General features: G+C 68.2%; 11 protein-coding genes. 7 read left to right on the top strand and 4 right to left on the bottom strand.

From position 1 onward, the window contains the following. The first annotated feature begins 135 nt into the window (after positions 1-135). Positions 136-1710 carry an acyl-CoA synthetase gene (locus IV088_RS16925; protein WP_291104544.1) on the top strand — a complete coding sequence of 525 codons (1575 nt, stop codon included), beginning with the start codon at positions 136-138 and terminating at the stop codon, positions 1708-1710. Here the strand turns inward: IV088_RS16925 and IV088_RS16930 are convergent, their stop codons facing one another. Together IV088_RS16930 and queG are read right to left on the bottom strand one after the other, a co-directional pair. Further along, a complete protein-coding gene (locus IV088_RS16930; RefSeq protein WP_291104547.1) occupies positions 1711-3273 on the bottom strand; it encodes a CYTH and CHAD domain-containing protein in 1563 nt (520 codons plus the stop codon). Positions 3274-3307: 34 nt separating this feature from the next. Continuing rightward, the gene (queG, locus tag IV088_RS16935; RefSeq protein ID WP_291104548.1) at positions 3308-4381 is read right to left on the bottom strand and encodes a tRNA epoxyqueuosine(34) reductase QueG; all 1074 of its coding nucleotides are present in this window, start codon (positions 4379-4381) and stop codon (positions 3308-3310) included. A 9-nt stretch (positions 4382-4390) separates the two neighbouring features. Here queG and tsaE point away from each other — a divergent pair, with 9 nt between their 5' ends. Genes tsaE through IV088_RS16950 form a run of 3 tightly spaced genes read left to right on the top strand, consistent with a single transcriptional unit; the run spans position 4391 to position 7011 of the window. Further along, a complete protein-coding gene (gene tsaE / locus IV088_RS16940) occupies positions 4391-4942 on the top strand; it encodes a tRNA (adenosine(37)-N6)-threonylcarbamoyltransferase complex ATPase subunit type 1 TsaE (RefSeq protein ID WP_291104585.1) in 552 nt (183 codons plus the stop codon). Beyond that, positions 4939-6306, top strand: coding sequence for an N-acetylmuramoyl-L-alanine amidase (locus IV088_RS16945; RefSeq protein ID WP_291104550.1), 1368 nt, complete (start codon positions 4939-4941; stop codon positions 6304-6306). Before tsaE ends, IV088_RS16945 begins: the two co-directional genes overlap by 4 nt. A 39-nt stretch (positions 6307-6345) precedes the next feature. After that, positions 6346-7011, top strand: coding sequence for a hypothetical protein (locus IV088_RS16950; RefSeq protein WP_291104553.1), 666 nt, complete (start codon positions 6346-6348; stop codon positions 7009-7011). A gap of 40 nt (positions 7012-7051) precedes the next feature. Here the strand turns inward: IV088_RS16950 and IV088_RS16955 are convergent, their stop codons facing one another. Next, positions 7052-7708, bottom strand: a complete 657-nt coding sequence (locus tag IV088_RS16955; protein WP_291104555.1) for a DedA family protein — start codon at positions 7706-7708, stop codon at positions 7052-7054. Between the two features lie 123 nt (positions 7709-7831). Here IV088_RS16955 and mutL point away from each other — a divergent pair, with 123 nt between their 5' ends. The 3 genes from mutL (at position 7832) to IV088_RS16970 (ending at position 11610) form a co-directional block, all read left to right on the top strand. Beyond that, positions 7832-9817 (top strand): DNA mismatch repair endonuclease MutL, encoded by a 1986-nt coding sequence (gene mutL / locus IV088_RS16960; RefSeq protein WP_291104558.1) that lies wholly within the window; start codon positions 7832-7834, stop codon positions 9815-9817. A 61-nt stretch (positions 9818-9878) separates the two neighbouring features. Beyond that, complete coding sequence (locus IV088_RS16965; RefSeq protein ID WP_291104560.1) at positions 9879-10748, top strand: tripartite tricarboxylate transporter substrate binding protein; 870 nt, start codon at positions 9879-9881, stop codon at positions 10746-10748. Next, a complete protein-coding gene (locus tag IV088_RS16970; RefSeq protein WP_291104562.1) occupies positions 10732-11610 on the top strand; it encodes a hypothetical protein in 879 nt (292 codons plus the stop codon). The genes IV088_RS16965 and IV088_RS16970 overlap by 17 nt, the downstream gene beginning before the upstream one ends. Positions 11611-11793: 183 nt before the next feature. Here IV088_RS16970 and IV088_RS16975 read toward each other — a convergent pair. Further along, positions 11794-12263: ABC transporter permease (locus IV088_RS16975; protein ID WP_291104564.1), on the bottom strand; the 470-nt coding region annotated here is incomplete at its 5' end.

Here is a 12263-nt window from a genome sequence, read left to right on the forward strand (position 1 = left end):
CGACCTGTGGGCGTCATGCAGGTGACAGCGGGCTCCCCCTGCTGGTGAAAACGCCATGGCCGCGCGCGCGGTTTGTGGGTTCAATGCCTTCCATCGTGCCCGCATTCGTGGGCACCGCTGTAACAGGAGGCATCCTTGACCGACGTTCGACCCCACCCCATCGCCCCCGCCGTGCGCCGCCAGACCATCGCCGACGCCCTGCACCGCACCGCCCAGCGCCTGCCGGCCAAGACCGCCATCACCTGCGGTGCCACGACCTGGACCTACGCCGAGTTCAACGCCCTGGTCTCGCGGCTGGCGGCGGGCCTGAACAAGATCGGCGTGGGTGAAGGCGACAAGGTCGCCGTGCTGGCGCGCAATTCACACGGCTTCGCGGCGCTGCGTTTTGCGCTGGCACGCCGCGGCGCGGTGATGGTGCCGATCAACTTCATGCTCAAGGCCGATGAGGTGGCTTACATCCTGCGCCACGCGGGCGCCCGCACGCTCGCCACCGACAGCGGCCTGGCCGGGCTCGCGCGCGAGGCCTCGGCGCTGGACACGCAGGTGCAGCAGTTCGTCTGGCTGCCCAGCGAAGACCCCAGCGAGCCCGCCGCCGGCATGCACCGGTTCGACCAACTCGCCGCCTGCACCGAGGCCCTGCCCGAGGTCGCGCTGGGCAGCTTCGACCTGGCCCAGATCGTCTACACCAGTGGCACCGAGTCCACGCCGAAGGGCGCCATGCTCACGCACGACGCCGTGCTCTGGCAGTACGTGAGCTGCGTGATCAACGCCGAGATCGCCGAGACCGATCGGGCCCTGCACGCCCTGCCGCTGTACCACTGCGCGCAGCTCGACGTGTTCTTCGGCCCGGCCATCTACATCGGCAGCAGCAACGTCATCACCAGCAAGCCCACGCCCGACAACCTGCTCGCCCTGCTGGAGCAGCACCAGATCACCAGCTTCTTCGCCCCACCCACGGTGTGGATCGCGCTGCTGCGCTCGCCCCTGTTCGACGCGGCGAAGTTGAAGCACCTGACCAAGGGCTACTACGGCGCGTCCATCATGCCGGTCGAGGTGCTGAAGGAACTGGCCGCGCGCCTGCCGGCCGTGCGGCTGTGGAACCTGTACGGCCAGACCGAGATTGCGCCGCTGGCCACCATGCTCGGCCCGGACGACCAGCTGCGCAAACCCGGCTCCTGCGGCAAGGCGGTGCTCAACGTGGAAACGCGCGTGGTCAACGACGCGATGCAGGACGTGGCCGTGGGCGAAGTCGGCGAGATCGTGCACCGCTCACCGCACCTCATGCTCGGCTACTTCAACGACCCCGAGCGCACGGCGGCCAGCTTCGAGGGCGACTGGTTCCACAGCGGCGACCTGGCCGTGATCGACAGCGAAGGCTTCATCACCGTGGTGGACCGCAAGAAGGACATGATCAAGACCGGCGGCGAAAACGTGGCCAGCCGCGAGGTCGAAGAAATGATCTACCGCCTGCCCGCGGTGAGCGAGGTGGCCGTGATCGGCCTGCCCGACCCGAAGTGGGTCGAGGCCGTGACGGCGGTGATCGTGGTCAAGGCCGGCCAGCAGCTCACCGAAGACGAGGTGCTGGCGCACTGCAACGCCCACATGGCGACCTTCAAATGCCCGAAGCGCGTGGTGTTCACCGAGGCGCTGCCCAAGAACCCCAGCGGCAAGCTGCTGAAGCGCGAGCTGCGGCGCAGCCACGCCCCGTGATCACCCCTTTCCTGCCAGGGCCTCACAGGCCAGCACGCCGCGAAGAAATGCGATCAGCGCGGCGTCCGCCTGCAGGGCTTCCAGCAACGGCACCGCCTGTTGGAGGTCGCGGTCTTTCCCCAGCCGGTTCTGGACCGCGGTGGCCTCCTCCGTGAGAGTCTTGCCGCGCTTGTCTGGCAAGAGGTCTTGCAGCATCTCGGCGGCGTAGCGCGTTCTCTTGGCCAGGATGCGGGCACGGTGGATCTGCTCCGGCTCCGCATGCGGCTGCTGACCGGCAACCAACGCGTCTTCCAGGCGGTGTTGCAGTTTGCGGATGCGCCGGACGGCCCAAGTGCCCTGCCTGCCGGAACGGCGTTTGCCTGGGCGGGCAGCGTCGGCCTTGGAGGACGGCCGCAGGGCCAGCGGCAAAGGGGCGTCCGTGGTCAGCCGGAACAGGCCGCAGGCCAGATCCAGCAGTGCCAGCCCCGTGGCCGGCTGGGCCAATGCCGCCCGCGTTCGCTCGCGCTGCGCTGACCGGGCCTGATCGATGCGTTCGAGCGTGCGGTCGGCGATGTGTTGCCGCCCCGGATCGCCGCCCACGAAGGCCGGCAAGCAGCGGCCCAAGGTGTCGGCGCGCAGCACGTCCAGGTCGCGCAGCCGTCCCAGATCGTCGAGCAAGGGCGTCAACCCGCTGGCATCGGGCCGACCGGGCAGCCAGGGCGCAAACAGCCGGACCGCGCTGCGCCAGCGCCGCCAGGCGACACGGGCTTGGTGCACCACCTCAGGATCGTCGGAGACCAGCAAGGACGACAGGTTGCGGGTGAACTGGTCGAAGGTCTCGCTCAAGGCCTGGCCGGCGGCTTCCAGTGGGGTGGCGTCGGCGGACAGCCGCAGTGAACCGGCCGGGGCGGCGGGCTGGGCCCCTCCCTGCGCCAGCCGATAGCCCCGTTCTGCCTTGCTCACGTCGCATGGCAGGACAGACTGCACCGAAGCGATCTCCTTGGCCAGCATGAACAACGCGACCGATGCACCGGACTTGAGTTCCAGCTCAAGCTCCAGGATGGGCTCCGAACGGCCATTGGAAACCGCCTCCCCGCGATCAAGCGCCACCTCGATGGTCGCGCCGTGGTAGCGATGCAGGGTCCACACGGTGCGGCAACAACGGGTCTCGAAACAGGGACGCAATTCACCGAACAGGCGGCCGTCGGGGTCCAGCGCAGTCCAGGGTGTGGTCCGCAACGCCACCGGATCGGGCCTGTCCGAGGATGACCGGCTTTCCCACTCGCCGCGACAGCTCAGGCCACCGTGCGAGATGCCCGCCGACTTGAAGGTCTGGACCCACTCGCCGCGCAGCGTCGCCGCGGAAGCGGTGCTGCTCCACGGGCGGTTCGAAATGCATCGCGTGCGCAGTGCATGCCGCTGCTGGCGCAGGGCCTGGTCGGGCGTGTCGTGGTAGACGTTCCACAGCCAGTGCGTCGACGTCCGGCGCCGCGCCAGCACACCCAGTTTGCGCAGCCGGGCCTCGATGGTGGTGGCCTGCGCGCCGGGCAGCAGCAGTTTGAGTTCGGTTTCGGCGTTGGACATGCGACCGGCACACTTGAAGAAGCGGGGATACAGCCTACCCCACCAGCGCCCACGTCACATGCTCCCTGACCAGCGGACTCGGATGGTCCGCCTGTTCCGCCAAGGCCGCCCGCATCGCCTCATCGCCCCCGAGTCGCAGCGCGTTTCCCATCGCCACCGCGATGTTGCGTTGCCACCGCCCGTGACCGATGCGCCGGATCGGGCTGCCTTCGGTGCGTTGCAAGAACTCCTCCTCGCTCCACGAGAACAGCTCGACCAGCGTCGCGCCCGCGAGCCCTTCGCGCGGGTCGAAGTCAACGAGCGGTGAACGCTGTGCGAACTTGTTCCAGGGACAGATCAGCTGACAGTCGTCGCAGCCGTAGATGCGGTTGCCGATCAGCGGGCGCAGCTCTTCGGGAATCGGCCCGGCGTGTTCGATGGTGAGGTAAGAGATGCAACGGCGTGCGTCCAGCCGCTGCGGGCCGAGGATGGCCTGGGTGGGGCACACATCGATGCAGGCCGTGCAGGCGCCGCAGTGGTCCGACACGGGCTCGCTGGGCGGCAGGGCGATGTCCACATAGATCTCGCCCAGGAAAAACATCGAGCCGCCTTCGCGGTTCAACACCAGGGTGTGTTTGCCGCGCCAGCCCTGACCGCTGCGCTGGGCCAGCTCGGCTTCGAGCACGGGCGCGGAGTCGGTGAAGACGCGGTGGCCCAGCGGGCCCACCGCTTCGCCGATGCGCTCGGCCAGTTTCTGCAGGCGGTTGCGCAAGACCTTGTGGTAGTCCCGGCCCCGCGCGTAGAGCGAGACGACGGCTTCGCCCGGCCTCTGAAGGCGCTGCAGTTCGAGCGCCTGCCAGCCCTCGGGCGTGCCTGGCGGCAGGTAGTCCAGCCGGGCCGTGATGACGCTCACCGTGCCCGGCACCAGCTCGGCCGGGCGTGCGCGCTTCATGCCGTGGCGCGCCATGTAATCCATCTCACCGTGAAATCCGGCCGCGAGCCAGGCGGCAAGACCGGGCTCGGCGGCAGAAAGGTCGATGCCCGCCACGCCGATTTGGGACAATGCGAGCTCCTGGCCCCAGGCCTGTATCTGAGTCACCAGTTGAGCAGCATCGAAATCGGACGTCATGTGCCGCCCATTGTAGAAACGCCCGCGCCGGCGGCGCCGCCGCTGTGGCACGGCCGCTGGGCCAGCGAGGCGGACACACAGGCCTTTGCCGCGCGGCTGGCCGCGTGCCCGGCCATCCACAACGCCACGCTCTCCCTGCAGGGCGACCTGGGCGCGGGCAAGACCACCTTCGTGCGACACCTGCTGCGGGCGCTGGGCGTGCGCGGGCGCATCAAGAGCCCGACCTACGCCGTGGTCGAGCCGCACAGCGCGGTGGACGGCCCACTGGCGCCCACCGGCGCGCCGCTGGCCATCTGGCACTTCGACTTCTACCGCTTCACCGACCCCCGCGAGTGGGAAGACGCGGGCTTTCGCGAACTTTTTGCGAGCCCGGGTCTCAAGCTGGTGGAGTGGCCCGAACGGGCGACGGGCCTGATGCCCGCGATCGACGCCGAAATCCACATCGAACCCGACGACACGATGCCCACATCCACCGACGACGACACCGACGGCCCGCGCATCCTGCGGGTGACGGCCCACACCCCCACCGGTCAGCAACTGCTGGCGGCCCTCCAGCCATGAGCCCACCCATCGGCCGCCGCGAGGTGTTGCGCGCAGGCACGCTGGTGCTGTGGCTGGGCACGCCCCACCTCGCGCAAGCCGGCCGGGTGATCGCCGTGCGCATCTGGCCCGCCCAGGACTACACGCGCGTGACCATCGAGTCCGACGCGGCGCTCAAGGCCCACAAGACCGCCGTGAACGACCCGCCACAGCTCACCGTCGAGATCGAGGGCATCGACCTGCTCGACGGCATGCGCGAGCTGGTCGCCAAGCTGCGCTCGGACGACCCCAACATCGCGGGCATGCGGGTCACGCCCGTGGGGCCCAATCTCGCCCGGCTGACCATCGACCTGAAAAAACCCATCAAGCCCCAGGTGTTCAACCTGCCACCGGTCGCGGCTTACCAGCACCGGCTGGTGTTCGACCTGTTCCCCGAGCAGGAGGTGGACCCGCTGGACGCGCTGATCCGCGAGCGCTTTCTGGAGGTGGACGAGGCCAGCGCGCGGGCCGCGAAGCTGCTGGGCATCGAGCTGGAGCAGGCGCAGGCGCAGGCCTCGGACGATCCGCTGGGCGAGCTGATCGCGGGCCGCAACAAACCCCGGCCCACCGCCAAGCCGCCACAGCCCCCCACCGACCCCAGGCCGGCGCCGGGAAAAAAGACCGAGCGCCTGATCATCGTGGCGCTCGACCCCGGCCACGGCGGTGAAGACCCGGGTGCCATCGGCCCCGGCGGCACCAAAGAGAAAGACGTGGTGCTGAAGGTCGCGCACCGCCTGCGCGAGCGCATCAACGCCACGCGCGTCAACGGCAACCCGATGCGGGCCTACCTGACGCGCGACGCCGATTTTTTCGTGCCGCTCGGGGTGCGCGTGCAGAAGGCGCAGCGCGTGCGCGCCGACCTGTTCATCAGCATCCACGCCGACGCGTTCATGACCCCGCGGCCCCAGGGCGCGAGCATCTTCGCGCTCAGCACCAAGGGCGCGAGCAGCGCGGCGGCGCGCTGGATGGCCAACAAGGAAAACGCCGCCGATCTGGTGGGCGGCCTCAACGTGAAAGTCAAGGACGCGACCCTGCAGCGCGCCCTGCTGGACATGAGCACCACCGCGCAGATCAAGGACAGCCTCAAGCTCGGCAGCGCCATGCTGGGCGAGGTGGGCCGGGTGGGCAAGCTGCACAAGCCCCACGTCGAACAGGCCGGCTTCGCGGTGCTCAAGGCGCCCGACATCCCCAGCGTGCTGGTGGAGACCGCTTTCATCAGCAACCCGGATGAAGAAGCACGGCTCAACAGCGAGAGCTACCAGAGCAACCTGGCCGATGCCCTGATGAAGGGCATCGTGAAGTACTTCAGCGCCAATCCGCCGCTGGCGCGCACGAGAGCCCTCTGAAGCCCCTGATAAGCTCATTGATTTACAAAAGGAGTGGTCATGCGCCGCAGGTTCTTCGGGTCTTTTCTTCTGGTCGCGCTGCTGCTGGGTGGGTGTGCTTCGATCGACACGGCTGCCGTGAAGTCGAGAACCGACAACAAGAAGCTGGTGGTGGCGTCGACCGTTGACAGCAAACTCACGCTGCTCTGGGTGGGGACCACCGTTTTCAACAATGAACAGCAAGTCGTTGACAAGCCTGAGTTGGGCCTCCCTGCGTCTTTGACCCAGCATGTGGCCAAGAAGCTCCAGGCTTCGGGTCGCCTCGCCAATGTGGCGGTTTCGGCGCCCAGAACCGGCGACCGCAGCGAGATCATCAAGGCCGCCGGGCCTGGCGCTGATCTGGCGCTGCTGCTGTCCAATGGCGTGGCGCCCGACCCTCTCTACCAGACCACTCAGGTCATGCAGGGGTTTGGTGTGTTCCAGCGATCGGCGCTTGGCATGACGCTCAACTCCCTGCCCCACGCCGCGATCAAAGCCGAACTGATCGACCTGCGGTCTGGAGAGACCATCGCCACCTACACCACATCAAGTTTCGAGCTGCAGAAGAAATCGTTGGGCAGCGGAGCCGTCATCGATGCGGACAAGGTGGACATGGTTCAGCAATCCCTCACACGGCTGACCGACCAAGCGAGCAGCGAGTTGCTCAAGGCGTTCGGCCTGCTCTGACCGACCGCACCAACGCTGGCAGGCCTCCGCCAGCGTGGGATCAAGACGCGGTGCGTGCTTTCTCTGCTCGGGCAGCGCGCCAGCCGCCGAACAGGGCGATCAGCCCCGGCACGAAGATCAGGGCCCAGATGATCTTGGAGAGGTTGGCCTGCACCCAGGGCAGGTTGCCAAAGAAGTAGCCGGCGGCGGTGAGGCCGATCACCCAGATCACCGCGCCGACCACGTTGAACATCGTGAACTTGCTGCGGGTCATGTCGGCCACGCCGGCCACGAACGGCGCGAAGGTGCGGATGAAGGGCATGAAACGCGCCAGGATGATGGTCACGCCGCCGTAGCGCTCGTAGAAGTTGTGGGCCTGGTTGAAAGCGTTCTTGTTGAAAAACCGCGAGTTCTCCCACTGGAACACCTTCGGACCGAAGTAGCGGCCGATCGAGTAGTTGGTCTGGTCGCCCAGGATCGCGGCGGCGAGCATCAGCCCTGCCGCGAGCGGATAGTCGATCAGGCCCGCACCGCAGAGCGCGCCCACGATGAACAGCAGCGAGTCGCCCGGCAGGAAGGGCATGACCACCAGCCCGGTCTCCACAAAAATGATCAGGAACAGCAGGGCATAGACCCAGGCGCCGTAGGTTTGTACGAAAGCCTGCAGGTGTTTGTCCACGTGCAGGATGAAGTCGAGGAGGGTCAGAGCAATTTCCATGGGAGGAGATTATCCAGCGCCGGGCCACCCCAAGCTGGATGGCACCCCCTCGGGGGGCAACGACCCGCGCAGCGGCGGAGTGTGGGGGCACGGACTCCAGCCCCGGCGCCTACAATTTCTCCGGTGAACGCACCCCTCCCCCCCCCGACCCGCCGCCCGATCCTCGAACTCCCCGACGAACTGATCAGCCAGATCGCGGCTGGCGAGGTGGTCGAACGGCCGGCCTCCGTGGTGCGCGAACTGCTGGACAACGCGCTGGACGCGGGCGCCACGCAGATCACCGTGCGGCTGCAGGCCGGCGGCGTGCGCCTCATCAGCGTGGAAGACAACGGCGGCGGCATCCTCCGCGCCGAGCTGCCCACCGCGCTCAAGCGCCACGCCACCAGCAAGATCGCCAGCCTCTCCGACCTCGAATCGGTGGGCACCATGGGTTTTCGGGGCGAGGCGCTGGCGGCCATCTGCTCCATCGCCGAGGTCTCCATCCTGACCCGCGTGGACGCGGCCGACGAGCCCCACGGCTGGCTGCTCGACGGCCGCAGCGGCGAGCTGCAGCCCACCGCGCGCGGCCCCGGCACCACGGTCGAGGTGCGTGAACTCTTTTTCGCCACGCCCGCGCGGCGCAAGTTCCTGAAGACCGACGCCACCGAGCTGGCCCACTGCATCGAGGCCGTGCGCCGGCACGCGCTGGCGCGGCCCGAGGTGGGTTTCGCCATCTGGCACGACGGCAAGCTGGCCGCGCAGTGGCGCGCCGTGCCCGGCGGCGGCATCGATGCGCTGCGTCAGCGCCTGACCGATGTGCTGGGCGAAGACTTCATCGAGCAGGCGGTGGCGGTGAACTGGCCACTGGACGCGCCCTCGCCCACCGAGGACGGGCAGCCGCAGCGCCTGCGCGTCTGGGGTTTCGCTGGCGTGCCCGACGCGGCGCGCTCGCGCGGCGACTGGCAGTTCGCCTACGTCAACGGCCGCTACGTGCGCGACAAGGTGATCACCCACGCCGGGCGCAGCGCCTACGAAGACGTGCTGCACGGCCACAAACAACCGGTGTACGCGCTCTATGTGAGCCTGGACCCGACCCGGGTGGACGTGAACGTGCACCCGACCAAGATCGAGGTGCGCTTCCGCGACAGCCGTGAGGTGCACCAGGCCGTGCGTCACGCGGTGGAATCGGCGCTGGCGGTGCCGCGCTCGGCCGCCGCCGCGGCGGCGCAGGCCGCGCTGGTGCCCGGCGAGGCCACCCCCGACCACATGCCGCAGGCCGGTGTGCCCACCTGGACAGCGCCCGAGCGCCTGCCCTCCACGCTGGGCGCCGCGCAGAATCCGCTGCCGTTCCAGCGCTACACGCCGCCCGACACCGTCGGCCAGCGCGTGAGCGACCTCGGCGCCTTGTGGGGCCGTGGATCTGAATCGGCGTCGACAGGCTCAGCCCGAACGGCGGGATGGACGGTCTCCCCGGAGGCTGTGCCAGCGAACGCCGCGTTCGTTCAGGCCGCGCCTGTGGACGCCGGCACACCACTGCCCGGCGGCGAGTGGCCGCTTGGCCGCGCCATCGCACAACTGCAGGGCGTCTACATCCTGGCCGAAAACGCCCAGGGCCTGGTGGTGGTGGACATGCACGCCGCCCACGAGCGCATCGTCTACGAACGCCTCAAGCTGCAGATGGACCACGAGCAGCTCGCCAGCCAGCCGCTGCTGATCCCCGCCACCTTCGCGGCCACGCCCGAAGAGGTGGCCACCGCGGAAGACAGCGGCGTGGTGCTCGCCATGCTCGGCCTGGAGATCGTGCCGTTTTCGCCCAAGACGCTGGCGGTGCGCGCCGTGCCCACCACGCTGGCGCAGGGCGATCCGGTGGAACTGGCGCGCAGCGTGCTCGCCGAGCTCGGCCAGCACGACGCGTCCACCGTGGTGCAACGCGCCCGCAACGAGCTGCTGGCCACCATGGCCTGCCACGGCGCGGTGCGCGCCAACCGCCGTCTCACGCTGGACGAAATGAACGCCCTGCTGCGCCAGATGGAAGTGACCGAACGCAGCGACCAATGCAACCACGGTCGCCCGACCTGGCGCCAGGTGAGCATGCGCGAGCTGGACGCGCTGTTTCTGCGCGGGCGCTGAGCCACGAACTCAGCGGAGCACGGGGAGCCTAGGAGCCTGGCCCGACAAGCCGATCCGCTTCGTGGTGCCATGGCCGGCGGGCGGATCGTCAGATGCGGCCGCGCGGCTGGTGGCCAAGCATCTCGGAGAACGCCTGAAACAAACCATCGTCGTGGACAACAAGGCCGGCGCATCCGGCAACATCGGTGCCGCCGACGTGGCGAAGGCGGCGCCGGACGGCTACACGCTGCTGCTGTCCTCCGGTCCCTTCTCGATCAATCCCAGCCTGTTCCGGTCGCTGCCCTTCGATACGGTCAAGGACTTCGAGCCGGTGGCGCAGATCGCCAACACGCCCAGCGTGCTGGTGGTGAACCCGTCGACGCCCGCGCAAACCGTGCAGGACTTCGTGAAGCTCGCCAAGGACCCGGCCAACCCGCTGGCGGTCGCGCCCCCCGGCAACGGTTCGGCACAGCATCTCGCGCTTGAACTCCTGCGCAAGAAGGCGGGTCTGAGCATCAACCATATTCCCTACAAGGGCGGTGCACCCGCGTTGAACGAAGTGCTCGGTGGCGCGGTGCCCGCGATGATGTCCGGGTTCCCCGAGGTCGCGGCAAATGTGAAAGCGAGCAAGCTGCGCGCCCTCGCGGTCACCACGCAAAGCCGCTCCAGCTTCCTGCCCGACGTGCCCGCGCTCACCGAACTCGGACTCGCGGACTCCGGCTCCGTCGGCTGGAACGGCATCCACGCTCCCGCGCGCGCACCACCGGAAATCGTCACCCGGCTGCACAACGAAGTGAACGCGGTGCTCGATATGCCAGAGGTGCGCGACAAGCTCAGCGCCCTGGGCTTCGAGGTGCGCCGCAGTTCGCAGCAAGAGTTCGCGTCCTTCGTCACCACGCAGACGGCGCGCTGGAAAGAAGCTGTCGAGCTCTCCTGTGCCCGCGTCGACTGAACCTGCGGTGCGCCTTTGCGGCGATCCGTCGATCAAGCTGCGCGCTGGCGCATATACCGCGACCGTGGTCCTGGCGGCCGGTGGGCGAATCGCAAACCTGGATTGGAGCCAGGCGGGCGCTCGCCACCCCTTGCTCCTTGCATGGGACGGGTCGTCGTTCGACGAACATGACTGGCCCAAGGCCGGCGCTTTTCCGATGCTGCCCTTTGCGAACCGTCTGCCACCAGGCGGCTTCGACTGGCGGGGACAACCTGTGCGCCCGCAACCCGGCCCGAACGGATTTGCCCTCCACGGCATCGCGCACCGCAAGCCGTGGCGTGTGCGTGAAGCGACGGACCAGCGTGCGCATCTGGAGCTCGTGCACGTTCGTGGGGACGTTGGCTGGCCTTGGAGCTGGAGCGCGCGGCAGGACGTGCAGCTCGAGGCCGACGGTCTGCGCGTGCGGCTCACCGTCCGCAACGATGACGTCAAACCGATGCCGGTCTGCCTGGGCTGGTACCCCTACCATCCGGCGCCCACTGAAATCACCCCCGACGACCTGCGCTTCACCGCCCTCGCGCGCCGCGAACTGGATGAGCATGGCGGCGACGACGGGCGGGACCGCGCACAGGGTTTCGGGATGCGGCGCGGCGAGACGGCCGCTTTCCGGGGATGGGACGGAACGGCCCGGCTGCAGGTAGCGGGCGGCGGCGCAATCGACGTGACGACACAAGGAACGTGCGGCCTCGTGCTCCACCGACCGTCGTCAGGCGATTACCTGTGCATCGAGCCGGTGACCGCGCTGCCAGGCCATCTGGGCCGGGAGTCCGGGACCGACGCCACCAGCGTCCTGCTGCCAGGCGAGGAGCGCACGCTGTCCTGATCGTGCTCTTACCAGACGGTTTGAGCAAAATGACCATCGCATGCCGGTCAACGGCGCCGCTTGTTACCTCGACCGAAAGCGGCAGCAGGTCAGGTTCTTTTGCGTACCGTTCGCACACCGGTGACTGATCCGCGTGGCAGGCATGGGAGACGCTGGTTTTTTTCAGCGGTTGATGGAACAGCGCTAATCCAGCGTCTGCCGGTAGCGCTTGAGCGCCACCACCCCGGCCACCGCCAGGAACAGCAGCATGGGCCAGAGATCGACCCAGAGCTGGGGCGCGTAGCTGCCCTTCAACATGATGCCGCGCACGATGCGCAGAAAGTGCGTCAGCGGCAGGCCCTCGCCCAGCCACTGCGCCCAGACCGGCATGCCGCGAAACGGGAACATGAAGCCCGAGAGCAGCATCGAGGGCAGGAAGAAAAAGAAGGTCATCTGCATCGCCTGCAGCTGGTTGCGCGCGATGGTGGAAAAGGTGAAGCCCACCGCCAGATTCGCCACCATGAAGACGCCGATCATGGCCATCAGCAACGCGAAGCTGCCCACCATCGGCACCTCGAACAGCAGCCAGGCCGCGCCCAGGATCACGCACAGCTGCACATAGCCGATCACCACGTAGGGCAGGATCTTGCCCACCATCACCTCCAGCGGCCGCA

Source organism: Hydrogenophaga sp. (assembly GCF_018780075.1).
GTDB lineage: Bacteria > Pseudomonadota > Gammaproteobacteria > Burkholderiales > Burkholderiaceae_C > Hydrogenophaga.